This window comes from Bradyrhizobium sp. UFLA01-814, from assembly GCF_046718885.1.
Taxonomy (GTDB): Bacteria; Pseudomonadota; Alphaproteobacteria; order Rhizobiales; family Xanthobacteraceae; genus Bradyrhizobium; species Bradyrhizobium elkanii.
Genome location: NZ_JAQOSR010000145.1, coordinates 1 through 24,097, shown reverse-complemented (window position 1 = coordinate 24,097; position 24,097 = coordinate 1). Strand labels below are relative to the sequence as shown.

The following is a 24,097-nucleotide window of genomic DNA, read 5'->3' as shown; positions in this document are numbered from 1 at the left end:
TGATCAGGCTGATCTTCAGCCCCTTCGGCCCGTCCGAGACATAGGTGCAATCGCCGGGATACCAGCCCTCGATCGGCACCCACGGCATGATCTTGCGATACTTCTGGACGATCTCGCCCTTGTCGTTCATCAGGATCAGCGTGTTGTACGGCGCCTTGTTGGGATGCTCCTCGTGGCGCTCGCCGGTCAGCGAGAACACGCCCCAGACCTTGGCCTTGCGGCAGGCGTCCGCGAAGATGCGGGTTTCCTCACCCGGTACCGACGACGCGGTCTCGTACATCTCCTTGGAGTCGTACATGATGCCGTGGGTCGAGTATTCCGGAAAGATCACGAGATCCATGCCCGGGAGGCCGAGCTTCATGCCCTCGACCATCTTGGCGATGTTGCGCGCGTTATCCAGCACCTCGGCCTTGGTGTGCAGGCGCGGCATCTTGTAATTGACCACGGCAACGCCGACCGTGTCCTTGCTGCTCGATATGTCTCCATGCAACATGTCTCGACTCCCTTTCCTGAGCGATAATTCCCGCTACACGGCCATGTGCAGCTGGATGAGATCATCGGTGAGCTCACCGATCGCGCCCTTGGCGACGACGCGTCCCTTTTCGAGCAGCGCGAAGCGATGAGACGCACGCCGCGCGAACGCGACATTCTGTTCGACCAGTACGACCGTGATGCCGCGCTCGCGATTGAGGCTGACGATCACGTCCTCGATCTGCTCGACGATGTTTGGCTGGATACCCTCGGTCGGCTCGTCCAGCAGGATGACCTTGGGCTTGGCCAGCAGCGCACGCGCGATCGCAAGCTGCTGCTGCTGGCCGCCGGAGAGGTTGCCGCCATAGCGATTGAGAAAGTCCTTGAGTACCGGAAACAGCTCGAGCACCCACTCCTCGATGCCGTTGGCCGATTTCGCGGCGAAGGTCCCGAGCGTCAGGTTTTCCCGCACGGTGAAGCGCGGCAAAATCCCGCGGCCCTGCGGCACGTAGGCAATACCGGCCTTGGCGCGCTGATAGGTCCGCAGCGGCGAGATGTCGGCACCGTCGAGCGACAGCCGTCCGGTACACCGGTCCATCAGGCCGAGGATGCTACGCATCAGCGTGGTCTTGCCGACGCCGTTGCGACCGAGCACCGAGAGGAATTCGCCATTGCCAACCGTCAGGTTGATGCCCTGGAGGGCGCGGCTGTTGCCGTAGAAGGCGTCGACGTCGGTCAGCTCAAGCATGGCTGATGCCTCCCGATCCGAGATAGGCGCGGCGCACTTCCGGATGGGCCTCCACTTCCGCCGCGGTGCCCTCGGCCAGCATCTGGCCCATATGCATCACCGAGATGATGTCGCCGATCGCCTTGACGAAGCCCATGTCGTGCTCGACCACGATCAGCGTGTGCTTGCCCTTCAGCCGTGCGAACAATTCGGCGGTCTTGCGGGTTTCCTGCGCTGTCATGCCCGCGGTGGGCTCGTCCATCAGGATCAGCTCGGCGTCCTGGGCGACCAGCATGCCGATCTCCAGCCACTGGGTCTGACCGTGCGACAGGTAGGCGGCCGGCCGGTCGAGCTGCTCGGTGAGCCCGACCAGTTCGGCCAGACGCTCGACATGCTCGCGCCCTGAGTTGCCGATATTCCAGCGCAAATTGCCAAGCACGGAGGTGCGGCGCGCCCGCGCCACGTCGAGATTCTCGCTGACCGAAAGCTCGCGGAACACACTCGGCACCTGGAACTTGCGGCCGACGCCGGCGCGGGCGATTTCGTACTCCTCGAGATCCTGCAGCGCGGTGCCATCGAAGCTCACCGTACCGGCGCTCGGCTTCACCTTGCCGCAGATGATGTCCAGCGCCGTGGTCTTGCCGGCGCCGTTCGGCCCGATCAGGCAGCGCAGTTCGCCCTTGCGCACGCTCATGTTGAGTGAATTGAGCGCCTTGAAGCCGTTGAAGCTGACCGAAACGTCGCGGAGATCGAGATGGGAGCTCATGTGCTGCCCTCCGTCTGGCCGACGCCTTGCGCCACCCCGCCCGCGGCCGCCTGGCGGCGCTGCACGATCCAGCGCAGGACGGCTTGCGCAAGACCGGCGAGCCCCTTCGGCAGGAACAGCACCACGAGCACGAACAGCGCGCCCATCACCAGCGTCCAGGTCTCTAGGAACGCAGCGGACTCCGACAGCGCGCCCTGCATGCCCGCCACCAGCACCGCGCCAAGGAACGCACCGACCAGGCTCTGCCGGCCGCCGACCGCGCACCACACCACCACCGAAAGCGAGAGCTGCACGCCGAGGAAGGTCGGCGAGGCAAACTCCATCACCACCGTGTAGAGCATGCCGGCAAGGCCCGCGATCGCCGCCGACAGCGCGAACACGAAGATCTGGTAGAGCGCGACGTCGTAGCCGAAGTAGCGCACCCTGCTCTCATGGTCGCGGATCGCCTGCACGATCAGACCGGCCTTGGTTCTTGTGAAGGCAAAGGCGACAAGCAGGCTGAGCAGGACACAGCTGGCGACGAGATAGTAGGTTGCGCGGCCATAGGCATCGAACGCGACGCCGAAGATCTCGAGCTGGGCGAGATCGGTGATGCCGTTGAAGCCGCCGGTGTAGCTCTGCTGGTCGATGATCACGAGATTGATCACCACCATGGTGGCGAGCGTGATGATCGAGACATAGACGCCGGTGACGCGCCCCCGGAACATGAACCAGCCGAGCGCCGCCGCAACCAGCGCCGGCACGATCAGGCCCGCGGCGATCGCGAAGGTCAGCGAGCGGAACGGCTCCCAGAACCACGGCAAATGCTGGACATTGTTCCAGACCATGAAGTCCGGCAGTCCGCTAGCTCCCGTATGCACCGGCACGGTCTTGAGCTTGAGCGCCATTGCCATGGCGTAGGAGCCGAGCCCGAAGCTCATCGCCTGGCCGAGATTCAGGATGCCGCCGAATCCCCAGGACAGCCCGAGCGATACCGTGAGGATTCCCAGCACCAGATAACGCGCGACCTTGTTGAGCAGGAAGTCGTTGTTGAGCAGCACCGGCAGCGCGAACACCGCGGCGCAGACGATCAGCAGAGGCGCAAGCTGCGCGATCAGGCGCTGCAATCCGCTGGAGTTAGGAACATGCGACGGCATAGATGAGCGATCTGTCTCAGGCCCGCACGCGTGCGGTGAAAAGCCCCTCGGGGCGGAAGCGGATGAGCACGACGATGGCGAGCAGCACGATCGCCTTGGCCACCGTGTCGTTCTGCAGGAACGCAATGCCGCCGGAGAGCTCGCCGAGGATGAAGGCGCTCGCCACGGTGCCGGCGAGGCTCTGCACGCCGCCGAGCACGACCACCATGAAGGCATCGACCACATAGCCGGTGCCCATATCGGGCGACACGCTCTTGAGCGGCGACACCAGCGCGCCGGCCAGTCCCGCCAGTCCCGCGCCATAGGCGAAAGTCAGCGCATAGACCCGTTTGGCGTTGATGCCGAACGAGGCGGCGACGGAACGGTCCTGGATGATCGCGCGCAACTTCATTCCGACCGTGGTGCGGTTCATCAGCAACCAGGTCGCGACGAACAGTGCGATCGACACCACGAACAGGAACACCCGATAGGACGATACCGGGATGCCGAACACGTCCATGCTGTCGGACAGCGCGGGCGGTAGCTGCACGTAGCGCAGTTCGCTGCCGACCATCAGCCGCACCGCCTGCTGCAGCATGATGCCGACGCCCCAGGTCGCAAGAATCGTGTCCAGCGGTCGGTTGTTGAGCAGGCTCAGGACATAACGCTCGATGACCCAGCCGAACGCGGCGACCACGAGGAAGATCGGCACCAGGCTCGCCAGCAGGCCGAGCCCGAGATAAGTATGGAACACCCAGGCCGCGTAGGCGCCGAGCATCACGAACTCGCCATGGGCGAGATTGATGATGCCCATCGAGCCGTAGATGATCGACAGGCCCAGCGCGACCAGCAGCAGGATCGATCCGATGCTGAGGCCGGTGACGATTTGTTCGATGAATTGGTCCACGTCGGGATCCGTTTTCGATGTTCGTTTTGTGCGCCCTGCCCCTCGCACCCGTTCGTGCGAGAGGCCGCATTCGTTTCGGGACGCCGGCCGCCGGCGCCGCACGCCGACGGCCTTCGTCAGCCGCCGTCGTCAGCTCTTCTCGACCAGGCCCTTCTCGGTGCATGACTGTCCGGGATAGGCCGCGTAAGGCACCGGCTTCAGCCACTCCTTGGCCTCGACCAGAATCTCGAACTGTCCGTTCGACTTCGCCTGCGCGATCTTGGGCCACAGCCAGGTGTGCAGGTTCTCCGGCTCGATCCGGACCTTGCCCTGCGGTGCAATCACTTCCTGGCCCTTGACCGCGTCGCGGATATTCGGCGGTGTGAGGTCGCTGGTCGCGAGCTTCTCGACCGCCTGCTTGAACAGGTAGGTCTGGAAGTAGCAGGCCTCCGACACGAAATGCGTCACCTTGTCGGCGCCCCAGCGCTTCTTGTAGGCCTCGACGAACTTCTCGTTCTCCGGCGACTTGTACACCATGAAGTAAGGCGCCGAGGTGAAGTGACCGGCGGCCGCCTCGCCGCCCATCGCGGCGACTTCGTTCTCGGAGGTCGTCAGGCTCGCCATCGGCATCTTCTCGGGATCAAGGCCGGCCGCCTTGTACTGACGATGCAGCGCGACCACGGAATCGCCGACCACGGTGGAGAAGATCACGTTCGGCTGCGTCGAGCGGATCTTGTTGATGACGGAAGAGAATTCGGAATGACCGAGCGGCACATATTCTTCCGCCACGACCTCGCCGCCGAGTTTTTCAAGCAGCTTCTTGCAGTAGTTGTTCTCTTCCTTCGGATAGATGTAGTTGGAGCCGATCAGGTAGAACTTCTTGCCGAACTTCTTGACCAGCCAGGGCACGAACTCGTCCTGCTGCTGGTTCGGCACCGCGCCGGTGTAGATGACGTTCTTCGAGCACTCGCGGCCTTCATAGAGCGTCGGATACCAATAGAGATTGTTCTGCCGCTCGAACACCGGGAGCACCGCCTTGCGGCTTGCCGAGGTGTAGGAGCCGAACACACTGACGCATTTGTCGCCGACGACGAGCTTGCGGGCCTTCTCCGAGAAGGTCGCCGGATCGGACGCGGGGTCCTCGACGATCGGCACGATCTTGCTGCCCTTGATACCGCCTGCGGCATTGATCTCCTCGATGGCGAGCAGCGTCGCCTTGTTGAGCGATTCCTCGATGATCGCGGTCGTTCCGGTCAGCGAGAACAGCACGCCGACCTTGATCTCGCCGCCGGCGGCGTAAGCAAGGTCGGCGTTCTTGATCCAGATGTGCGGCAGTCCGGCGCCGGCAAATGCGCCAAGCGCCGCGGTATTCCTCAGCAAAGTCCGCCGTGAAATGCTCATCCCTAGCTCCCTTCAGGACTGAAAAAACAAAAAACCCTCCCGATGCGCGCTTACGCGAGCATTGGGAGGGCTTTGTTGCCGGTTGTGTCGAAGGCGGCGCTGTCGCCGCCGGCCCCGCTATTGGGGCTTACTGTTGATGATCGTAGCCAAGCAGTTCGAACGAGTCAACAATCGCCGCGGCGACTGCACTTGCCGACACGCGACGATCCATCGCCTGTCGTCTAATGAAGCCATAGGCCTCGGTTTCCGGCATCTGCCGCGTCGCCATCAGGATCGCCTTGGCGCGCTCCACCGTGCGCATCGAGCGCAGATTGTCGTCGAGCTTCTCGATCTTGCTGCGAAGCCGCCGTTCATAACCAAATTGACTGCGCGCCAGCACCAGGCTGGACAGCACGGCATTCTGCGTGAACGGCCGCGGCAGAACGGCGTTCGGCGTCGCATGACACAGCGCATCGGCGTGAACGGTTTCCGTCGCCGGCAGGATCACAACCAGCGCCGAGCGCGCATCGCCGGGAATCCATGGCAGGCGCCGCGCCAGGTCAGGAGAATATTCGCAGTACACTACGTCGGCATCGGCCGGCACGCTCTCCGGCATCGGCCAGACCTGCCGCACCCGCATCCGGAACCGCTGCAACTCGCGCAGCAACATGCCGACCTGATCGTCGACCGGCGCGACCACCACCGCCGACAGATCGGCAAGTTCCTGAACCATGGTCTTGCGTCCGCCGACGTCTCGGCTCAGCGACGGCTTACGCGACATTTCGTTCATTGGACGCTTCCTGTTTGCGTTGCACGACCATATCCGATCAGGAACGGATCCGCATGCACCGGCTCCTTCGACTGGCTGACGACATCGAACTGCCCCTGGCGGTTGGCGCGCCCGATGCGGGTCCAGAGGTCGGTATGACCCGACATCGGGTTGACGGTGACCGCACCTTGCGGTGCATCAAAGCTGGTGCCGAACACCATCGAGCGGAGCACTTCGGTGTCGAGCGAATTGACCTGCTCAAGCGCTTTGGCAAACAGATGCAGCTGGAAGTACGACGCCTCGGCGCACATGTTGGTCGAGATATCGGCGCCGAACCGCTTCTTGAAGCGCTGCACAAACGCATTGTTGGCGCTGCCCTCGACGCCCTGGAAGTACGATGCCGCCGTGACGTGTCCCTCGCCGACGTCGAAGCCCATGGCGGCGATTTCGGCTTCCGTCGTGGTCAGGCTGGCGATCGGCACCTGCTTTGGATCGAGCCCGACATTCGCATAGGCCTGATAGAGGAACACCGTGCCCTCGCCGACGACGGTCGAGAAGATCACGTCGGGCCTGACACGCTTGATATCCTGGATGATCGGCACAAAATCCTGCCAGCGCGCATAGACATTGACATAGCGCTCGCCAACGACCGAGCCGCCATTGCTCTTGAGTAGCTCCCGCATCACCCGGTTGGACTCGCGCGGATAGATGTAATCCGACCCCACGAAATAGAACCGTGTTCCGAACGTATCCATCAAATATCGGCACAGCGCGAGGCTGTTCTGGTTGGGCGAGGCGCCGGTGTAGATGACGTTGGGCGACGCCTCGAACCCTTCGTAAAGCGTCGGATACCAGAGCAGACCGTTCAGCCGTTCGACCACCGGCAACACCGCCTTGCGGCTCGACGAGGTGTAGCAGCCGAAGATCGTGCTGACCTGATCTTCGATCATCAGCCGCTTGGCGTAATGGCCATAGGCAGCCGAGTCCGATCCGGGGTCATAGGCAACGGGAACCAGCTCACGGCCGCAGACGCCGCCCGCTTCATTCACCTCTTCGATCGCGAGTTGCGTGCCCTGATACTGGGTCTCCTCGATGACCGACATGAAGCCGGTTCGCGAGAACAGCACTCCTATCCGCCACGGAGCGGATGTCGTCTGGGAAAGGTTCGACATGATCAGGCCCTCGACAGAATTGGAGGGACGAGAGGGATTATTGTTCTTGTTGCTCTCGAACAGCATTGCCGGCTGCGGAAGATTGCATGCCATCTGCCGCGAGACAAGGACCCCGGCCGCTCATCCTGTCAGCGAAGCTGACGCGAAAGCAGGCAGACTAATGTGTCACCCGCGACGGATCACAGGTGCAGCGCTCCACGGGCCACCTATCTCCGGTAGCTGCACCACCGATTTCCCGTATCAAGGCATGTCCGGCCGGTCACGTCGCGTACATCAACCGGAAGGTTGAGAGCTGCGACGAGATTGCTCGTTAACCTGCGCCCCGATCGGGAGATGCCGCTGAACCCGCGAACAACTCCCGATCAAGAGTCCCCTCAGCGCAGGCTGGGCAGATCGAGCCCGTTGGCGCGGGCGCACTCGATCGCCGTGTCATAGCCGGCGTCGGCGTGGCGCATGACGCCCGTCGCCGGGTCGTTCCACAGCACACGCTCGAGCCGGCGCGCCGCCTCCGGCGTGCCGTCGGCGACGATCACCATGCCGGCGTGCTGCGAATAGCCGATGCCGACGCCGCCACCGTGATGCAGCGACACCCAGGTGGCGCCGCTCGCGCAGTTGAGCAAAGCATTGAGCAGCGGCCAGTCGGACACCGCGTCGGAGCCGTCGCGCATCGCCTCGGTCTCGCGGTTCGGGCTCGCCACCGAGCCGCTGTCGAGATGATCGCGCCCGATCACGATCGGTGCCTTGAGTTCGCCGCGCGCCACCATCTCGTTGAAGGCAAGGCCAAGCCGATGGCGGTCGCCGAGCCCGACCCAGCAAATCCGCGCCGGCAGTCCCTGAAACTTGATGCGCGCCTTGGCCATGTCGAGCCAATTGTGCAGGTGGCTGTCGTTGGGCATCAACTCCTTGACCTTGGCATCGGTCTTGAAGATGTCCTCGGGATCGCCCGACAGCGCCGCCCAGCGGAACGGTCCCACGCCGCGGCAGAACAGCGGACGGATATAGGCCGGAACGAAACCCGGAAAATCGAACGCCTCGTTCAGGCCCATGTCCTTGGCCATCTGGCGGATGTTGTTGCCGTAGTCGAGCGTCGGGATTCCCTGCGCGTGGAAATCCAGCATGGCCTGGACGTGATCGACCATCGAGGTCTTGGCTGCCGTCTCGACCGACTTCGGATCAGCCGCGCGTTTGGCTTCCCAATCGGCGAGCGTCCATCCCTTGGGCAGATAGCCGTTGATCGGATCATGCGCGCTGGTCTGGTCAGTGACGACGTCCGGGCGCACGCCGCGGCGCACCAGCTCGGGAAAGATCTCGGCTGCATTGCCGAGCAGGCCGACCGACACCGGCTTCTGGCTTTTGACCGCTTCAGCAATGATCGCCAGCGCTTCATCGAGCGTCGCCGCCTGGCGGTCGAGATAGCCTGTGCGTAGCCGCATCTCGATGCGGCTCGGCTGGCATTCGACGGCGAGCATCGACGCACCGGCCATCGTCGCGGCCAGCGGCTGGGCACCGCCCATGCCGCCGAGGCCCGCCGTCAGGATCCATTTGCCGGCGAGACTGCCGCCATAATGCCGGCGGCCGACCTCGACGAACGTCTCATAGGTCCCCTGCACGATGCCCTGGCTGCCGATATAGATCCATGAGCCTGCCGTCATCTGACCGAACATCATCAGGCCCTGCCGGTCGAGCTCGTTGAAATGATCGAGCGTCGCCCAATGCGGCACCAGGTTGGAATTCGCGATCAGAACGCGCGGCGCGTCGGCATGGGTGCGGAAAATGCCGACCGGCTTGCCGGATTGCACCAGCAGCGTCTGGTCGCCCTCGAGCTTGCGCAACGAGGCGGCAATGCGGTCAAAGCTCTCCCAGTCGCGCGCCGCACGGCCGATGCCGCCATAGACCACGAGCTCGCTCGGTCGCTCGGCGACATCAGGGTCCAGATTGTTCATCAGCATGCGCAGCGGCGCTTCCGTCAGCCAGCTCTTGGCGCTGATGTCGGTGCCGCGGGGTGCACGGATGATGCGTTCGTTATCCAGTCGGCGGTTCATGACGGATGTTCCTGTCGGCTAAGCAAGTTTTGGAAATGGATCGCTCGGAAGCACCGCGATCGCGGCGGCGGGCAATGCGTCGGCTTCGATCAGCGATGCGGCCCGCGCGAGATCGTCGGCCATGTAGCGGTCGGCGGCGAGTGCGGGAACGTGCTGCCGCAGCACGGCAATGACCGCCGCGAGCGGTGCGCTGGTCGCATGTGGCGCGCGTAGCGTGATGCCCTGCGCGGCGACCAGCAGCTCGATGCCGAGGATGACGGCGAGATTGTCGGCCATGTCCGACAGCCGGCGCGCGGCATGGGCGGCCATCGAGACGTGATCCTCCTGGTTGGCGCTGGTCGGCGTGGAGTCGATCGAGCAAGGCAATGCACGTTGCTTGTTCTCGGCATAGAGCGCCGCGGCCGTTACCTCGGCGATCATGAACCCGGAGTTGATGCCGGGTTCGGGCGTCAGGAACGGCGGCAGGCCGAAGTTCAAGGCGGGATCGACGAGGGTCGCGATCCGGCGCTCGCTGGTCGCGCCGATCTCCGCGAGCGCCAGCGCGATCTGGTCGGCGGCGAACGCCACCGGTTCAGCGTGGAAATTGCCGCCTGACACGATCTCGCCGGTCTCCACCAGAACCAGCGGGTTATCCGTCACGGCATTGGCCTCAATGGTCAGCCCGCGCGCGGCTTGCGCGAGCAGGTCGAGCACGGCGCCCGCGACCTGCGGCTGGCAGCGCAGGCAATACGGATCCTGCACACGCTCGTCGCCTTCGAGATGCGATTGCCTGATGTCACTGCCGTCGAGCAGTGCGGTCAAGGCAGCAGCCGCGGCGATCTGCCCGTCATGGCCACGCAAGGACTGGATCTCTGGGCGAAACGGCACCGTCGACGCCATCGCCGCATCGACCGACAACGCACCGGTCACCAGCGCGGCACACGCCAGGCGATGCGCACGCAGCAGGCCGGAGATGGCATAGGCGGTGGAAAACTGCGTGCCGTTGATCAGCGCGAGCCCCTCCTTGGGGCCGAGCGTCAACGGCGCGAGGTCGGCAGCCGCAAGCGCTTCGCGGCCCGTCACGGCTTTGCCATCAAGGATTGCCTGCCCCTCCCCGATCATGACCGCGGTCATATGAGCGAGCGGCGCGAGATCGCCGGAGGCACCGACCGAGCCCTGCTGCGGCACCAGCGGAGTGACACCGTGCGCCAGCATGCCCTGCAACTGCTCGATCACCTCGCGGCGCACGCCGGATGCGCCGCGACCGAGCGAAATCACTTTCAACGCCATCATCAGGCGCACGATCGGCTCGGGCGTGTTCGGACCGACTCCGCAGCAGTGCGACAGGATGAGGTTGCGCTGAAGCAGCGCGGTCTGGTCGGGCGCGATGCGCGTCGATGCCAGCTTCCCGAAACCGGTATTGATGCCGTAGACGGGAATGTCGATGCGCGCCGCCTTCGCCACGATCTCCGCGGCCGCCTCGACGCGCGGCCAGCACGAAGGATCGAGCACGATGGACGCGCCGGCGAGCACGCGCGCCAGGACGTCGAGGCCGACCGTTCCGGGCGTCACGACGACAGGTGCATCCCGATCGTTCATTGCCCCCTCCACACCCGGCTGTGCAGCGGGTTGAAGCCGATGCGGTAGACCAGTTCGGCCGGACGCTCGATGTCCCAGATCGCCAGATCGCACCACTTGCCGGCCTCTAACGTGCCGGTCTCGGCGAGCATGCCGAGCGCACGCGCGCCTTCCCGCGTCACCCCTGTGAGGCATTCGGCGACCGTCATCCGGAACAGCGTTGCACCCATGTTCATCGCCAGCAGCAGCGAGGTGAGCGGCGAGCTGCCCGGATTGCAATCGGTCGCCAGCGCCATGTTCACACCGTGGGTACGAAACAGCTCGACCGGCGGCTTGTGCGTCTCACGAATGAAATAGAACGCGCCGGGCAGCAGGACCGCGACGGTGCCGGCCTTCGCCATCGCCACGGCGCCAGCTTCGTCGGTGTGCTCGAGATGATCGGCTGAGAGTGCCGAAAATCTTGCGGCCAGCGCCGCGCCGCCGAGATTGGACAGCTGATCCGCATGCAGCTTGACGGGCAGTCCCAACGCGCGCGCCGCCTCGAACACCCGTGCCGTCTGCTCTCCGGAAAACGCGATCCCCTCCATAAAGCCGTCGACGGCATCGGCAAGGCCGGCCTTGGCCACGGCCGGCAGCATCTCGTTGCAGACCAGATCGATGTAACGGTCCTTGTCGCCATTGGACTCCAGCGGCAGCGCATGCGCTCCGAGGAACGACGTGCGGATCGCAACCTGCCGCAGGCGGGCGAGGCTGCGCGCCGCCGCAAGCTGCCGCATCTCGGTCTCGGCATTGAGGCCATAGCCGGACTTGATCTCGACGGTGGTTGCGCCCTCGCCGATCAGCGCGTCGAGCCGCGGCAGCGCGCCGGCGACGAGCTCCGCCTCGGTCGCGCTGCGTGTCGCCGCGACGGTCGAGACGATGCCGCCGCCGGCGCGCGCGATCTCCTCATAGCTTGCGCCTTTCAGGCGCAGCTCGAACTCGTGCGCGCGGTTGCCGCCGAAGACGAGATGGGTGTGGCAATCGACGAGCCCAGGCGTGATCCAGCGGCCGGCGCAATCGATCCGTTCAACGGCGTCCGCATCCACGGGAAAATCCGACTGCGCGCCGGCATAGACGATGCGGCCGTCGCGCGCCGCGATCAGCCCCCGCTCGATCTCGCCGAGATCGGCGCGGTCGCCGCACATCGTGGCGAGCCGGGCGTTGTGCCAGATACGGTCGAAGCGCTCTGCCATGCGATCGTCCCCTCGATGTGGGATGCTTGACTTATATGTCTAGACATATAATCGTGTCCGGGTTCTGTCCAGCCGGCGTGGAAAAATGACACGACTGCATTTCGCATTCGCGCTGCTGCCTTCGGGCTGGGCCAATGACGTGCAGGTCGTCGTCGCCGATGGCGCGATCGCCTCGGTGACGGCGGGCGTCGCGCCGGCCGCCGGCGACGAACGTCACCAACTGGCGGTTCCGGGATTGGCGAGCCTGCATAGCCACGCGTTTCAGCGCGGCATGGCGGGCCTCGCCGAACTGCGCGGCGACACGACCGATACGTTCTGGACCTGGCGCGAGACGATGTATCGCTTCGCGCTGACCATGACACCGGACGACGTCGCCGCCGTCGCAACCCTGCTCTATGTCGAGATGCTCGAGCGCGGCTTTACCCGCGTCGGCGAGTTCCACTATCTGCACCATGATCTGGACGGCGCGCCCTACGCCAATCCCGCCGAGATGGCCGTGCGCATCACAGAGGCCGCCGGCGCCTCCGGCATCGGGCTCACGCTGCTGCCGAGTTTCTATGCCCACAGCACGTTCGGCGGCGCCGCACCGCATGCCGGGCAGCGCCGCTTCATTTGCTCGGTCGATCAGTTTGCCGCGCTGATGACTGCCTCGCGCGAGGCAATCCGAGATCTACCCGGCGCCAACATCGGCATCGCTCCGCATAGCCTGCGGGCAGTAGCACCCGACGAGCTCGCGGCCATCATTCCGCTTGCCAAGGCGGACCCGATCCACATCCACGCCGCCGAACAGGTGCGCGAGGTCGAGGATTGCCTCGCCTGGTCGGGACAGCGGCCGGTGCAATGGCTGCTCGAACATGCGCCCGTCGATCAACGCTGGTGCCTGATTCACGCGACCCACATGACGGAGCAGGAAGTCACAGCGCTCGCACGCAGCGGCGCGGTTGCCGGCCTTTGCCCCGTCACCGAAGCAAGTCTCGGCGACGGCATCTTTTCCGCGCGCGAATTCCTCGCGGCGCGCGGCCGGTTCGGCATTGGAACCGATTCCAACGTGCTGGTCGGCGTCGCTGACGAGCTGCGTCAGCTTGAATACGGACAGCGGCTGAAGCACCGCGAGCGCAATGTGCTCTCGGGGCGTCCCGGCGCATCCACCGGCCGCGCGCTGTTCGACCATGCGCTCGCGGGCGGCGCGCAGGCCCTGGCACAGACCAAGGCTGGGCTCGCGCCCGGCGCGCGCGCCGACATCGTCAGCCTCGACACCGCGCATCCGTCGCTGGCGGGACGGTCGGGCGATGCGGTTCTCGATGGCTGGCTGTTTGCGACTGGCAGCGACGCGATCGATTGCGTCTGGGCCGGCGGCGACAAGGTGGTCGCGGGCGGACGGCACCGGCTGCGCGACAAGGTGCGCGAGCGGTTCAATGCCAGCGTGCGGAGGCTCGTCGCATGAGTCTCGCCTCCGACCAGGCCAAGCCGAATGCAGCCGGCAAGCCGACGCTCTACAAGCGCATCCGGCTCGACATCGAGACCCGGATCCTGACCGGCGAATGGCCGCCCGGGCATCGCATTCCGTTCGAGCACCAGCTGATGGCGCGCTATCGCTGCTCGCGCATGACGGTGAACAAAGCGTTGTCGGAGCTGGCGCAGGCCGACCTGATCGAGCGGCGGCGCCGTGCCGGCAGCTTCGTGCGCCGTCCGCAGCATCTGTCGGCGGTGCTCAAGATCGCCGACATCCGCGCCGAGATCACCGCGCTCGGCCGCAGCTATGGCTATCAGCTGATCGATTGCCGACGCCGTACCGCGACGTCAGCCGATCGCGCCCGGCTCGGCATGGACAAGGCCGGCAAGGTGGTCGCGATCGCCTGCCGGCACAGCGCCGACAATGTGCCGTTCGCCGTCGAGGACAGGCTGATCGATCTCTCCACGGTCCCGGAAGCTGCAACCGCCGACTTCGCCCGCGAGCCGCCGGGATCATGGCTGCTGCACCATGTGCCGTGGACCGAAGCCGAGCATACGATCAGCGCCGTCGTCGCCGACGATCGCACGGCCGAGGCGCTCGACATCGCGGTCGGCGCGCCCTGTCTCGTGATCGACCGCTACACCTGGCGCAGCGCGCGCACGGTAACGGCGGTGCGGCTGCATTATCCGGGCGAGACGCATCGCCTGGTGGCTCGCTTCAAGGGAGGCTGAGGGCAGCTTGCGCGGCATATTTCATGCAATGCATCATGGGCCATCATCCGCCGACATGCCTCATGCGGCAATCCGCCGCGACTGACGTGAAGACATCAACTGGATTCAATCCATCGTTCAAGGGGTCGACAATCATGCGTTCCTTCAAGCTATTGCCCGCAATCGCAGTGTTGCTCGCGTCCACAGGCGCGTTCGCGGATGACGTCAAGGTCGGCGTCGGCATCTCCGGATGGACCGGCTTCGCGCCGCTGACGCTCGCCAAGGAGGCCGGCATCTTCAAGAAGAACGGCCTCGACGTGACATTGAAGAAGATTCCGCAGAAGGACCGCCATCTCGCGATCGCCTCGGGCGACATCCAGTGCGCGGCCACGACGGTCGAGACCTGGATCTCCTGGAACGCCAATGGCGTTGCGACCAAGCAGATCTTCCAGCTCGACAAGAGCTATGGCGCCGACGGCATGGCCGTGCGCAACGACGTCGCGGCGATCAAGGACCTGAAGGGCAAGACTGTCGCGGCGTCCGCGCCCGGCACCTCGCCGTATTTCGCGCTGGCCTGGATGCTGAAGAAGAACGGCCTCACGGTGAAAGACGTCACCGTGGTGAATCTGGAGCCCGCCGCCGCGGCGCAGGCTTTCGTCTCCGGCCAGAACGATGCCGCGATGACCTACGAGCCTTATCTGTCGACGGTGCGCGCCGCTCCCAACAAGGGCAAGATCATCGCGACCACGCTCGACTACCCGATCGTGATGGATACCTTCGGCTGCACCCCGAAATTCCTCACCGACAATCCGAAGGCGGCGCAGGCGCTTGCCGACAGCTATTTCGAGGCGCTCGACATGATCGCCAAGGACCAGGCCAAGTCCTACGAGATCATGGGCGCTGACGTGAAGCAGAGCGGCGAGCAGTTCGGCAACTCGGCAAGGTACCTGCGCTGGCAGGACAAGGCCGCCAACCAGAAATTCTTCGCCGGCGACTTCCTCACCTTCAACAAGGACGCTGCTGAGTTGCTGCTCGAGGTCGGCATCATCAAGGCCGCGCCGAAGGTCGAGGACATCTACGACGCAAGCTTCATCAAGTAACGCAGCAACCATTTCGGCCGGTCCGGTCTCGCGACACAGCGGGCGGGACCGGCGCATAAGATACGCCCGGATCAATTGATGCGTCCTCTCGAGCCCACGACATCGAAGCAGCGCGTGGCCTATGGCCTCGCCTTCTTCGTGCTGTTCGTCGCCCTCTGGTCCTGGGCCACGTTCGGCGGCCATGTGTCGAAGACTTTCCTCGCCAACCCGCTGACGATGGTGCAGGAAGGCTATGAGCTGCTCGCCAAGCAAGGCTTTCTGTTCGACATCGGGATGACGATCTGGCGCGTGATCGGCGGGTTTGTGCTTGCTGCCATCATCGCGGTGCCGCTCGGCGTGCTGATGGGAGCCTACAAGCCAATCGAGGCCTTTCTCGAGCCGTTTGTGTCCTTTGCGCGCTATCTGCCGGCATCCGCCTTCATCCCGCTGCTGATCCTGTGGGCGGGCATCGGCGAGTTGCAGAAGCTGCTTGTGATCTTCATCGGCGCGGTGTTTCAGATCATCCTGATGGTGGCGGTCACCGTCGGTGCCACCAGGCGCGACCTGGTGGAGGCCGCCTATACGCTGGGCGCCCGCGACCGCGGCATCATCCGCCGCGTATTGCTGCCGTCTGCCGCGCCCGAGATCGCTGAAATCCTCAGGCTGGTGCTGGGCTGGGCCTGGACCTACGTCATCGTGGCCGAATTGATCGGCTCGTCGTCGGGCATCGGGCACATGATCACCGACAGCCAGGCGCTGCTCAATACCGGCCAGATCATCTTCGGCATCATCGTGATCGGGCTGATCGGCCTGATTTCCGATTTCCTGTTCAAGGCGTTCAACGCCTGGCTGTTCCCGTGGAAGCTCGCATGACCGCGCTCAGGATCGATCAGGTCTCGCGAACCTTCCCCGCCCGTGCCGGTAACGCGCCGACGAGAGCGCTCGAGCCGACCACGCTCGATGTCGGCGACAACGACTTCGTCACCATTCTCGGCCCCTCCGGCTGCGGGAAGTCCACCCTGCTCCGGATCATCGCCGGGCTCGATCGGCCGACCAGCGGGCGCGTCACGCTCGACGGGCGCGAGGTCACCGGCCCCGGCGCCGACCGCGGCATGGTGTTTCAGTCCTACACCCTGTTTCCTTGGCTGACGGTGCGCGAGAACATCGCCTTCGGCCTGCGCGAGCGCGGCGTGTCGCAAGCGGAGCGCCATAAGATCGCCGATGCGTTCATCCGCCGGGTCGGGCTATCGGGCTTCGAAAATCACTCGCCCAAGCAGCTGTCGGGCGGCATGCAGCAGCGCACCGCGATCGCCCGCGCGCTAGCCAACGATCCAAAGATCCTGCTGCTCGACGAGCCGTTCGGCGCGCTCGACAACCAGACCCGCGCGCTGATGCAGGAGATGCTGCTCGGGATCTGGGAGCGCGACCAGAAGACGGTGCTGTTCGTCACCCACGACATCGAGGAAGCGATCTTCCTCGGCAGCCGCGTCATCGTCATGAGCGCGCGGCCCGGCCGCATCAAGGCCGAGATCGCGGTCGACCTGCCGCATCCGCGCTCCTACAAGATCAAGACCACGCCTGAATTCGTCGCCCTGAAGGAGCGGCTGGTCGAGGAGATCCGCACCGAGGCCCTGAAGGTCGCTGAGCAAGCTTGACGACCAGCCACACTTTCTAGAGCCTTTCCCGTTCCGATTGAATCGGGATCGGGCTCCAGACTTTTGTTTGACGCGTTTTCTTAACGCGAACCGGTATCCACTTCGCTCGAAAACGCTTCTAGTGGCTGATCATCCAGGGCCGCGCGGTCGGAAAGCCCTTGGCGCCGCTCTTGGTCTTGGTCATCAGCCGCGCCGGCTTCTTCTTTCCCGTTGTCGAGCAGCAGCCGCAGCCCGGGCCATGCGCGGCCTTGTACTGGTCGAGCGTCTTCGGCGCGTGCCGGCTCTGCTCGTTGGTGGCATGCGCCTTGCGCTTGTCCGAGGGCATGCAGAAGAACGCCGGTGCGGTCAGGATCACGCGCGGCGACGTCGTCTCGCATTGCGGGCAGTCCTGCGGCAGGTCGCATTCCGCCATCGGCCGCATGTCGGTGAAAGGACCACAATCGTTGCAGAGATATTCGTAGATCGGCATTTCCTTAATCCTTGCGCAGTCGTGTGACATCCGGCGATGGATGCGGGGCGGCCAATACGCGGGCCGTCCCGCACCCTTCGCGCAGGGATCACTCAAGGGATCATTTGTCGGGCGAGATCGGCATCTGCACGTCGCCCTTGATATGCTTGATCGGTCCCGCCGACGACGGCATGACGTCGAAGTCGAATATCTCCGTCGGCAGCCACAGCGTGGCGCAGGCATTCGGCACGTCGACCACGCCGGAGATATGGCCCTGGCACGGCGCGGTGCCGAGGATCGAATAGGCCTGGGCGCCGGAGTAGCCGAACTTCTTCAGATACTCGATCGCGTTCAGGCAGGCCTGGCGATAGGCGATGTGAACGTCGAGATAATGCTGCTTGCCGGCCTCGTCGACCGAGATACCCTCGAAGATCAGATAGTCCTTGTAGTTCGGCGTGATCGGCGACGGCTTGAACACGGGGTTCTTGATGCCGTATTTCGAGACGCCGTCCTTGATGACGTCGACCTTAATGTGCAGCCAGCCGGCCATTTCGATGGCGCCGCAGAAGGTGATCTCGCCGTCGCCCTGGCTGAAATGCAGATCGCCCATCGAGAGCCCGCCGCCCGGCACATAGACCGGGAAATAGATCTTCGAGCCGCGCGACAGATCCTTGATGTCGCAATTGCCGCCATGCTCGCGCGGCGGCACGGTGCGCGCGCCCTCGAGGCCGATCTTGGCCTTGACGTCGCCCTTGGCCTGGCCGGCATGGGCGGTCGGCGCGAACGGCGGATTGGCGAGGCCCGGTACACGAGTCGGGTTGGTCGCGATCAGCTCGGCTTCGCGCTTGTTCCAGGCTGCCAGCATCTTGGCATCGGGCAGACAGCCGATCAGGCCGGGATGGATCAGGCCGGCGAAGTTGACGCCGGGGACGTGACGTGACGAGGTGTAAAGACCCTTGATGTCCCAGATCGACTTCTGCGCCAGCGGGAAATGGTCGGTGAGGAAGCCGCCGCCATTCTGCTTGGAGAAGAAGCCGTTGAAGCCCCACAGGCTCTCCTTCAACGGACCAACGTCGAGCAGGTCGACGACGAGGAGGTCGCCGGGCTCAGCGCCCTTGACGCCGATCGGACCGGACAGGAAGTGCACGATCGACAGATCGATGTCGCGCACGTCGTCGGCGGAATCGTTGTTCTTGATGAATCCGCCGGTCCAGTCGACGGTCTCGATGATGAAGTCGTCGCCGGGGCTGACCCACTCGACGATCGGAACCTCCGGATGCCAGCGGTTGTGGATCTTGTCGTTTTCATAGGCCGACTTGCTTAGATCGACCTTGATCAGTGTATCTGGCATCGCGATGCTCCCCTTGGGTTACTGATAGTTAGACGGACAGGTACTTAGAAATCTGCGCGGCATCGACGCTGGCGCGTGGATCGTCGCGGACGATCTCGCCGTTCTCGATGACGAGCACGCGGTCGGCGATGTCGAGGGCGAAGCTCAGGACCTGCTCGGAGACGACGATCGAAAGCCCTCGCTCATCGCGGATCCGCTTCAGGGTACGCGCCATGTCCTTGATGATCGACGGCTGGATGCCTTCGGTCGGCTCATCGAGCAGCAACACCTTCGGCTTGGTCGCCAGCGCGCGGGCGATCGCGAGCTGCTGCTGTTGCCCGCCCGAGAGATTGCCGCCGCGGCGGCCCTTCATCTCGAGCAGCACCGGAAACAGTTCGTAGATATCGCTGGGCACCTCGGAGCCGCCTGACACCACGAGGCCGGTCTCGATGTTCTCCTTGACAGTCATGGTGGAGAAGATCATGCGGCCCTGCGGTACGTAGGCGAGGCCCTTCGCCACCCGGTCGTAGCTCTTCATCGCGCCGAGCTCGGTGCCGTCCATGGTCACCTTGCCGCTCTTGGCCGGCAGGATGCCCATCAGCGATTTCATCAGCGTGGTCTTGCCCATGCCGTTGCGGCCCATGATCGCGACGATCTCGTTGGGCGCGACCGAGACGTTGAGGCCGTGCAGCACCTCGCTCTGGCCATAGGCGACATGAAGATCATTGATTGCCAGCATCGACAGCTCCTAGAACCGGGCACTGTTCTTCACCTCTCCCCTTGTGGGAGAGGTCGGATCGCATCGCCCGATGCGATCCGGGTGAGGGGTTGCGCTCTCTCTTGGGACCTGAAGGCCCTCACCCGGCGCTGCGCGCCGACCTCTCCCCGACGGGGAGAGGTGAACTGAGTTCGCGGCTCGACCGATCCTGATCATCCGTTAGTGGCCCAAATACACTTCGATGACTTTCGGATCGTTCTTGACGTGCTCCATCGTCCCCTCGGACAGGATCTGTCCCTGGTGCAGCACCGTGACCTTGTGCGCGATGTCCTCGACGAACTTCATGTCGTGCTCGATCACCAGCACCGAGCGGTCCTTGATGATGCGGTTGAGCAGCTCGGCGGTCTTGGCGCGCTCGGAGACGCTCATGCCGGCGACCGGCTCGTCCAGCATCAAGAGGTCCGGATCCTGGATCAGCAGCATGCCGATCTCGAGCCACTGCTTCTGGCCGTGGCTGAGCTGGTCGGCAAAGGTATTGAGCTTGTCCTTCAGGAAGATCATCTCGGCGACCTCCTCGACCCGCTGCTTGACGGTGTCGTCGCGCTGGAAGGTCAGCGAGCCAAACACCGTGCGGCCGCGTGGAAAGGAGATCTCGAGGTTCTCGAACACGGTGAGATCCTCGAACACCGACGGCGTCTGGAACTTGCGCCCCACCCCGGCTTGCACGATCTCGTTCTCGCGCAACCTGGTCAGCTCCTGGCCGCGGAACTGGATCGAGCCTGACGTCGCCCTTGTCTTGCCGCAGATCAGGTCGAGCACCGTGGTCTTGCCGGCGCCGTTCGGGCCGATGATGACGCGGATCTCGTTCTCCTCGACATAGAAGGAGAGATCGTTGACGGCCTTGAAGCCGTCAAAGGACACAGTGAGACCGGAGACCGCGAGCAGGAAGTCCTTGGGCTGATGGCCGACGAGCATGATGATCCCTCCTCATTCGGCCGGTGCGCCGTCGGCGATCAGGCCGGCCGCCGATTTCGATTTGCGTGATGCCAACAGTCGATCGATGCGCGGCTGGACGTGGTCAGCCCAGATGCCGGACAGCCCGTTCGGGAAGGCGAGCACGACCGCGATGAATAGCGCGCCGAGACCGAACAGCCAGAGCTGCGGAAAGGACTCCGAGAGGCTGGTCTTGGCGAAATTGACCAACAGCGCGCCCCAGACCGCGCCGAAGATCGACATCCGGCCGCCGACCGCGGTGTAGATCACCATCTCGATCGACGGCACGATGCCGACGAAGGACGGCGACATGAAGCCGACCTCGAGCGTGAACATGGCGCCGCCGATCGCAGCGAACACGGCCGCGGCGCAGAACGCGAAGATCTTGAAGTTGGCGACGCTGTAACCGGAGAAACGCACGCGATCCTCCTGCTCTCTCATCGCCACCAGGATGCGCCCGAGTTTTGTCAGGCGGATGAACTGCGCGGCGCAGATGCAGCCGAACAACAATACCACCTCCACGAAATAGAGGATGTACTTGGCGTGATCGGTCCGGATATCCCAGCCATGCAGCGTTCGCAGATCGGTGATCCCGTTGATGCCGCCTGTGTAGCCCTGCTGGCCCACGATCAGGATGGTCATGATCGCGGCGATCGCCTGCGTGATGATCGCGAAGTAGACGCCACCGACCCGACGCTTGAACATCGCAGCGCCGATAATGAAGGAGAAGATCGCCGGCACCAGAATGATCGCGATCAGCGCCACCGGGAAACTGTGAAATGGCTTCCAGAAGAAGGGCAGCGAGGTGAGCTGGTTCCAGTCCATGAAATCGGGGATACCCGGCGTCGACTGGATCTTGGTGTTCGCGACCGAGGACGCCTCGAGCTTGAGGTACATCGCCATGCAGTAGCCGCCGAGGCCGAAGAACACGCCCTGCCCGAGGCTCAGGATGCCGCCATAGCCCCAGCACAGCACGAGGCCGATCCCGACGAAGGCATAGGTCAAATATTTGGCGACCAGGTTGAGGCGGAAGATATCGAGCGATAGCGGCAGGATGAGAAACAGCAGTACCGCGAGCGCAAGGAAGCCGAGCAGTTCGGAGCGATTGAAAAAGCGCGAGTTGATGATCATGACCAGCCTGCTTGTTCTTATTTGCGGACCTTGAGCGCGAAGAGCCCCTGCGGACGCACCATCAGGATCGCGACGATCGTCAGCAGCGTGATCACCTTGGCCATCGATCCCGACAGGAAGAATTCCAGCGTCGATTGGGTCTGCGAGATCGAGAAGGCGGAGGCGATGGTGCCGAACAGCGAAGCGGCGCCGCCGAACACGACGACCAGGAAGGTGTCGACGATGTAGAGCTGGCCGGCGGTCGGTCCGGTCGAGCCGATCATGGTGAAGGCAGAGCCGGCGATCCCGGCGATGCCGCAACCCAGGCCAAAAGTGTAACGATCGACCTTCTCGGTATTGATGCCGACGGCGCCTGCCATCACGCGGTTCTGCACCACGGCGCGTACCTGCTTGCCCCAGCTTGACCAGAACAGCACGTAGGCGACCGCGATCGTGATCAGGATGGTCAGCGCCATCACGAACATGCCGTTGATCGGAATCTGGATGGAGTCGGTCGCCTGCCAGGAGCCCATCATCCATTCCGGCAGTTCGACGCCGACCTCGCGCGCGCCGAAGACCGAACGATAGGCCTGCTGCAGGATCAGGCTGAGACCCCAGGTCGCCAGAAGCGTGTCGAGCGGACGCTTGTAGAGATGGCGTATCAGCGCCCACTCGACCAGCATGCCGAGCGCGCCGGAGGCGATGAACGCCAGGATCATCGCGATGAAGAAGTAGCCGGGGAACAGCCAAGGCGCGACGTGCTGCACGGCGTTCGACGTCATCCAGGTGACGTAGGCCCCGAGAATCATGAACTCGCCATGGGCCATGTTGATGACGCCCATCTGGCCGAAGATGATGGCGAGCCCCAGCGCCATCAGCACATAGACGGAGAACAGGATGAGCCCGGCAAATCCCTGCATCGCAAGGATGGCGCCGAGATCGCTGATCGAATAGTCGCCGAACATGATGTCCTCCAGTCCAAGAGGCACGCGCCGCCGGTCAAGCGACGCTCGTTCCGTGGCGCGGACGACGACGTCCACGCCGCGATGCGTTGTGGAGCTTCGTAGCCCGGGTGAGCGGGTGCGATACCCGGGACGGTCCCGCACATCGCTCCGCTCATGCGGGCTACTGGCTCACTGGTAACCCTTGGGGAACGGATCCGGCTCGACGAGATCGGCGGTCTCGTAGATCAGCTCATACTGTCCATCGGCCTTGGCGCGTCCGACCCGGGTCTTCGACCACAGATGATGGTTCTCGTGGATCCGGACGTAACCTTCCGGCGCGCCCTTGAACTCGACGCCGGGCGACGCCGCCGCGATCTTGTCGATGTCGAAGGAGCCGGCCTTCTCCACCGTCAACTTCCACAGCCACGGACCGAGATAAGCAGCCTGGGTGACGTCTCCGATCACGGTCTTCTCGCCCCACATCTTCTTGAAGGCGGGCACGAAGGCCTTGTTGTTCGGATTGTCGAGCGACTGGAAGTACTTCATGCAGGCATAGGCGCCGGCGATGTTCTCGCCGCCGATACCGTCGATCTCGTCCTCGGTGACCGAGATCGTGAGCAGCGTCTGCTTCGACAGATCGATGCCGGCCGCCTTGAGCTGCTTGTAGAATGCGACGTTGGAGCCGCCGACGATGATCGCGTAGATCACGTCCGGCTTGGTCAGCTTGATCTTGTTGATGACCGAGTTGAACTGGGTCGAACCGAGCGGGAAGTATTCCTCGCCGACCACCTTGCAGCCTTGCAGATGGTTCTCGATGTGCTTGCGCGCGATCTTGTTCGAGGTGCGCGGCCAGATGTAGTCCGAGCCGAGCAGGTAGAAGCTCTTGGCGCCCTTGGTCTTGTTGACCCAGTCGAGACCGGCGATGATCTGCTGGGTCGCCTCCTGGCCGGTGTAGATGACGTTCTTGGACTGCTCGAGGCCTTCATAGAAGGTCGGGTAGTACAGCATGCCGTTGTACTGCTCGAACACCGGCAGCACCGCCTTGCGCGAGGCCGAGGTCCAGCAGCCCATCACGGCCGCGCATTTGTCGTTGACCAACAGCTTCTTGGCCTTTTCCGCGAAGGTCGGCCAGTCGCTCGCGCCGTCTTCCTGGATGAACTTGATCTTGCGGCCGAGCACGCCGCCGGCGGCGTTGATCTGCTCGATCGCGAGCTTCTCGGCCTCGACCGACCCGGTCTCGGAGATCGCCATGGTACCGGTCACCGAATGCAGGATGCCGACCGTGACCTCGCTATCGGTGACTGCAAGACCCGTGGTGTTGACCGCAGAGGTTGCAGGAACGTCGGCAAATGCCGGACGGCCCAGCATCGAAACGGCCGGCAATGCCGCCATTCCCATCAAGAGCTTGCGCCGGAGCGGAGACTTCAGGCCTGGTTTTGTATCGTCTGACATGAGCACCCCATTGGTTCGAGAACGCTTATTGATGAGGCTAGGATTGCTCACTTTTGTGCAGCGCACTGATACGTGAGATCGCGTATAC

23 protein-coding genes are annotated in these 24,097 nt (G+C 64.0%); 5 read left to right on the top strand and 18 right to left on the bottom strand.

Annotated features, from left to right (window positions below; translation table 11 throughout):
• From PMN64_RS32820 to hutI, 11 genes are all read right to left on the bottom strand, one after another.
• Window positions 1–493 (bottom strand): nitrilase-related carbon-nitrogen hydrolase (locus tag PMN64_RS32820; protein WP_411783689.1); only part of this gene is annotated, 493 nt, incomplete at its 3' end.
• A gap of 33 nt (window positions 494–526) precedes the next feature.
• Complete coding sequence (gene urtE / locus PMN64_RS32815) at window positions 527–1,219, bottom strand: urea ABC transporter ATP-binding subunit UrtE (RefSeq protein ID WP_411783688.1); 693 nt, start codon at window positions 1,217–1,219, stop codon at window positions 527–529.
• Window positions 1,212–1,964, bottom strand: a complete 753-nt coding sequence (gene urtD, locus PMN64_RS32810) for an urea ABC transporter ATP-binding protein UrtD (protein WP_411783687.1) — start codon at window positions 1,962–1,964, stop codon at window positions 1,212–1,214. Before urtD (PMN64_RS32810) ends, urtE (PMN64_RS32815) begins: the two co-directional genes overlap by 8 nt.
• Window positions 1,961–3,100: an urea ABC transporter permease subunit UrtC gene (gene urtC / locus PMN64_RS32805; protein WP_411783686.1), complete on the bottom strand. Its 1,140-nt coding sequence runs from the start codon at window positions 3,098–3,100 to the stop codon at window positions 1,961–1,963. The genes urtD (PMN64_RS32810) and urtC (PMN64_RS32805) overlap by 4 nt, the downstream gene beginning before the upstream one ends.
• A 16-nt stretch (window positions 3,101–3,116) precedes the next feature.
• Window positions 3,117–3,986 carry an urea ABC transporter permease subunit UrtB gene (urtB, locus tag PMN64_RS32800; protein WP_092080021.1) on the bottom strand — a complete coding sequence of 290 codons (870 nt, stop codon included), beginning with the start codon at window positions 3,984–3,986 and terminating at the stop codon, window positions 3,117–3,119.
• Between the two features lie 129 nt (window positions 3,987–4,115).
• Complete coding sequence (locus tag PMN64_RS32795; RefSeq protein ID WP_411783685.1) at window positions 4,116–5,366, bottom strand: transporter substrate-binding domain-containing protein; 1,251 nt, start codon at window positions 5,364–5,366, stop codon at window positions 4,116–4,118.
• A gap of 127 nt (window positions 5,367–5,493) precedes the next feature.
• Window positions 5,494–6,135: an ANTAR domain-containing response regulator gene (locus tag PMN64_RS32790; protein ID WP_016845707.1), complete on the bottom strand. Its 642-nt coding sequence runs from the start codon at window positions 6,133–6,135 to the stop codon at window positions 5,494–5,496.
• Window positions 6,132–7,286 (bottom strand): transporter substrate-binding domain-containing protein, encoded by a 1,155-nt coding sequence (locus tag PMN64_RS32785; RefSeq protein WP_411783684.1) that lies wholly within the window; start codon window positions 7,284–7,286, stop codon window positions 6,132–6,134. Before PMN64_RS32785 ends, PMN64_RS32790 begins: the two co-directional genes overlap by 4 nt.
• 374 nt (window positions 7,287–7,660) lie before the next feature.
• Entirely contained in the window at window positions 7,661–9,328 is a 1,668-nt protein-coding gene (gene hutU / locus PMN64_RS32780; RefSeq protein ID WP_411783683.1) for a urocanate hydratase, read from the bottom strand.
• Window positions 9,329–9,346: 18 nt separating this feature from the next.
• Window positions 9,347–10,906, bottom strand: coding sequence for a histidine ammonia-lyase (hutH, locus tag PMN64_RS32775; RefSeq protein WP_411783682.1), 1,560 nt, complete (start codon window positions 10,904–10,906; stop codon window positions 9,347–9,349).
• Window positions 10,903–12,117 (bottom strand): imidazolonepropionase, encoded by a 1,215-nt coding sequence (gene hutI / locus PMN64_RS32770; RefSeq protein ID WP_411783681.1) that lies wholly within the window; start codon window positions 12,115–12,117, stop codon window positions 10,903–10,905. The genes hutH and hutI overlap by 4 nt, the downstream gene beginning before the upstream one ends.
• Window positions 12,118–12,202: 85 nt before the next feature.
• Between hutI and PMN64_RS32765 the strand changes: the two genes are divergently transcribed.
• The 5 genes from PMN64_RS32765 (at window position 12,203) to PMN64_RS32745 (ending at window position 17,014) form a co-directional block, all read left to right on the top strand.
• On the top strand, window positions 12,203–13,561 hold the full coding sequence (locus PMN64_RS32765) for a formimidoylglutamate deiminase (RefSeq protein WP_411783680.1): 1,359 nt from the start codon (window positions 12,203–12,205) through the stop codon (window positions 13,559–13,561).
• The gene (gene hutC, locus PMN64_RS32760; protein WP_411783679.1) at window positions 13,558–14,301 is read left to right on the top strand and encodes a histidine utilization repressor; all 744 of its coding nucleotides are present in this window, start codon (window positions 13,558–13,560) and stop codon (window positions 14,299–14,301) included. The genes PMN64_RS32765 and hutC overlap by 4 nt, the downstream gene beginning before the upstream one ends.
• A 134-nt stretch (window positions 14,302–14,435) precedes the next feature.
• Window positions 14,436–15,380, top strand: a complete 945-nt coding sequence (locus tag PMN64_RS32755) for an ABC transporter substrate-binding protein (RefSeq protein ID WP_411783678.1) — start codon at window positions 14,436–14,438, stop codon at window positions 15,378–15,380.
• 78 nt (window positions 15,381–15,458) lie between these two features.
• A complete protein-coding gene (locus PMN64_RS32750) occupies window positions 15,459–16,232 on the top strand; it encodes an ABC transporter permease (protein WP_212054984.1) in 774 nt (257 codons plus the stop codon).
• Window positions 16,229–17,014 (top strand): ABC transporter ATP-binding protein, encoded by a 786-nt coding sequence (locus tag PMN64_RS32745; RefSeq protein WP_304499559.1) that lies wholly within the window; start codon window positions 16,229–16,231, stop codon window positions 17,012–17,014. Before PMN64_RS32750 ends, PMN64_RS32745 begins: the two co-directional genes overlap by 4 nt.
• A gap of 118 nt (window positions 17,015–17,132) precedes the next feature.
• Here PMN64_RS32745 and PMN64_RS32740 read toward each other — a convergent pair whose 3' ends face one another.
• The 7 genes from PMN64_RS32740 to urtA all read right to left on the bottom strand — a co-directional run bounded on the left by PMN64_RS32740 (window position 17,133) and on the right by urtA (window position 24,009).
• Window positions 17,133–17,483: an FmdB family zinc ribbon protein gene (locus PMN64_RS32740; RefSeq protein ID WP_166203954.1), complete on the bottom strand. Its 351-nt coding sequence runs from the start codon at window positions 17,481–17,483 to the stop codon at window positions 17,133–17,135.
• 100 nt (window positions 17,484–17,583) lie between these two features.
• The gene (gene fmdA, locus PMN64_RS32735; protein ID WP_050386953.1) at window positions 17,584–18,813 is read right to left on the bottom strand and encodes a formamidase; all 1,230 of its coding nucleotides are present in this window, start codon (window positions 18,811–18,813) and stop codon (window positions 17,584–17,586) included.
• Window positions 18,814–18,841: 28 nt separating this feature from the next.
• Complete coding sequence (urtE, locus tag PMN64_RS32730) at window positions 18,842–19,531, bottom strand: urea ABC transporter ATP-binding subunit UrtE (protein WP_028345150.1); 690 nt, start codon at window positions 19,529–19,531, stop codon at window positions 18,842–18,844.
• A gap of 198 nt (window positions 19,532–19,729) precedes the next feature.
• A complete protein-coding gene (gene urtD, locus PMN64_RS32725) occupies window positions 19,730–20,485 on the bottom strand; it encodes an urea ABC transporter ATP-binding protein UrtD (protein WP_028345151.1) in 756 nt (251 codons plus the stop codon).
• Between the two features lie 12 nt (window positions 20,486–20,497).
• Window positions 20,498–21,634 (bottom strand): urea ABC transporter permease subunit UrtC, encoded by a 1,137-nt coding sequence (urtC, locus tag PMN64_RS32720; protein ID WP_028345152.1) that lies wholly within the window; start codon window positions 21,632–21,634, stop codon window positions 20,498–20,500.
• Window positions 21,635–21,651: 17 nt separating this feature from the next.
• Window positions 21,652–22,578 carry an urea ABC transporter permease subunit UrtB gene (gene urtB / locus PMN64_RS32715; protein WP_076833517.1) on the bottom strand — a complete coding sequence of 309 codons (927 nt, stop codon included), beginning with the start codon at window positions 22,576–22,578 and terminating at the stop codon, window positions 21,652–21,654.
• 168 nt (window positions 22,579–22,746) lie between these two features.
• Window positions 22,747–24,009 (bottom strand): urea ABC transporter substrate-binding protein, encoded by a 1,263-nt coding sequence (gene urtA / locus PMN64_RS32710; protein ID WP_411783677.1) that lies wholly within the window; start codon window positions 24,007–24,009, stop codon window positions 22,747–22,749.
• Window positions 24,010–24,097: the final 88 nt, after the last annotated feature.

Bases quoted from the DNA above. Each gene is read 5' to 3' on its own strand.
- PMN64_RS32755 (WP_411783678.1), top strand. From the start codon at position 14,436: ATGCGTTCCTTCAAGCTATTGCCCGCAATCGCAGTGTTGCTCGCGTCC.
- PMN64_RS32745 (WP_304499559.1), top strand. From the start codon at position 16,229: ATGACCGCGCTCAGGATCGATCAGGTCTCGCGAACCTTCCCCGCCCGT.
- hutI (WP_411783681.1), bottom strand. From the start codon at position 12,117: ATGGCAGAGCGCTTCGACCGTATCTGGCACAACGCCCGGCTCGCCACG.
- urtA (WP_411783677.1), bottom strand. From the start codon at position 24,009: ATGTCAGACGATACAAAACCAGGCCTGAAGTCTCCGCTCCGGCGCAAG.
- urtE (WP_028345150.1), bottom strand. From the start codon at position 19,531: ATGCTGGCAATCAATGATCTTCATGTCGCCTATGGCCAGAGCGAGGTG.
- urtC (WP_411783686.1), bottom strand. From the start codon at position 3,100: ATGCCGTCGCATGTTCCTAACTCCAGCGGATTGCAGCGCCTGATCGCG.
- PMN64_RS32740 (WP_166203954.1), bottom strand. From the start codon at position 17,483: ATGCCGATCTACGAATATCTCTGCAACGATTGTGGTCCTTTCACCGAC.
- urtB (WP_076833517.1), bottom strand. From the start codon at position 22,578: ATGTTCGGCGACTATTCGATCAGCGATCTCGGCGCCATCCTTGCGATG.
- urtE (WP_411783688.1), bottom strand. From the start codon at position 1,219: ATGCTTGAGCTGACCGACGTCGACGCCTTCTACGGCAACAGCCGCGCC.
- urtD (WP_028345151.1), bottom strand. From the start codon at position 20,485: ATGCTCGTCGGCCATCAGCCCAAGGACTTCCTGCTCGCGGTCTCCGGT.
- hutC (WP_411783679.1), top strand. From the start codon at position 13,558: ATGAGTCTCGCCTCCGACCAGGCCAAGCCGAATGCAGCCGGCAAGCCG.
- hutH (WP_411783682.1), bottom strand. From the start codon at position 10,906: ATGAACGATCGGGATGCACCTGTCGTCGTGACGCCCGGAACGGTCGGC.
- PMN64_RS32795 (WP_411783685.1), bottom strand. From the start codon at position 5,366: ATGAGCATTTCACGGCGGACTTTGCTGAGGAATACCGCGGCGCTTGGC.
- PMN64_RS32785 (WP_411783684.1), bottom strand. From the start codon at position 7,286: ATGTCGAACCTTTCCCAGACGACATCCGCTCCGTGGCGGATAGGAGTG.
- fmdA (WP_050386953.1), bottom strand. From the start codon at position 18,813: ATGCCAGATACACTGATCAAGGTCGATCTAAGCAAGTCGGCCTATGAA.
- hutU (WP_411783683.1), bottom strand. From the start codon at position 9,328: ATGAACCGCCGACTGGATAACGAACGCATCATCCGTGCACCCCGCGGC.
- PMN64_RS32790 (WP_016845707.1), bottom strand. From the start codon at position 6,135: ATGAACGAAATGTCGCGTAAGCCGTCGCTGAGCCGAGACGTCGGCGGA.
- urtC (WP_028345152.1), bottom strand. From the start codon at position 21,634: ATGATCATCAACTCGCGCTTTTTCAATCGCTCCGAACTGCTCGGCTTC.
- PMN64_RS32765 (WP_411783680.1), top strand. From the start codon at position 12,203: ATGACACGACTGCATTTCGCATTCGCGCTGCTGCCTTCGGGCTGGGCC.
- PMN64_RS32750 (WP_212054984.1), top strand. From the start codon at position 15,459: ATGCGTCCTCTCGAGCCCACGACATCGAAGCAGCGCGTGGCCTATGGC.
- urtD (WP_411783687.1), bottom strand. From the start codon at position 1,964: ATGAGCTCCCATCTCGATCTCCGCGACGTTTCGGTCAGCTTCAACGGC.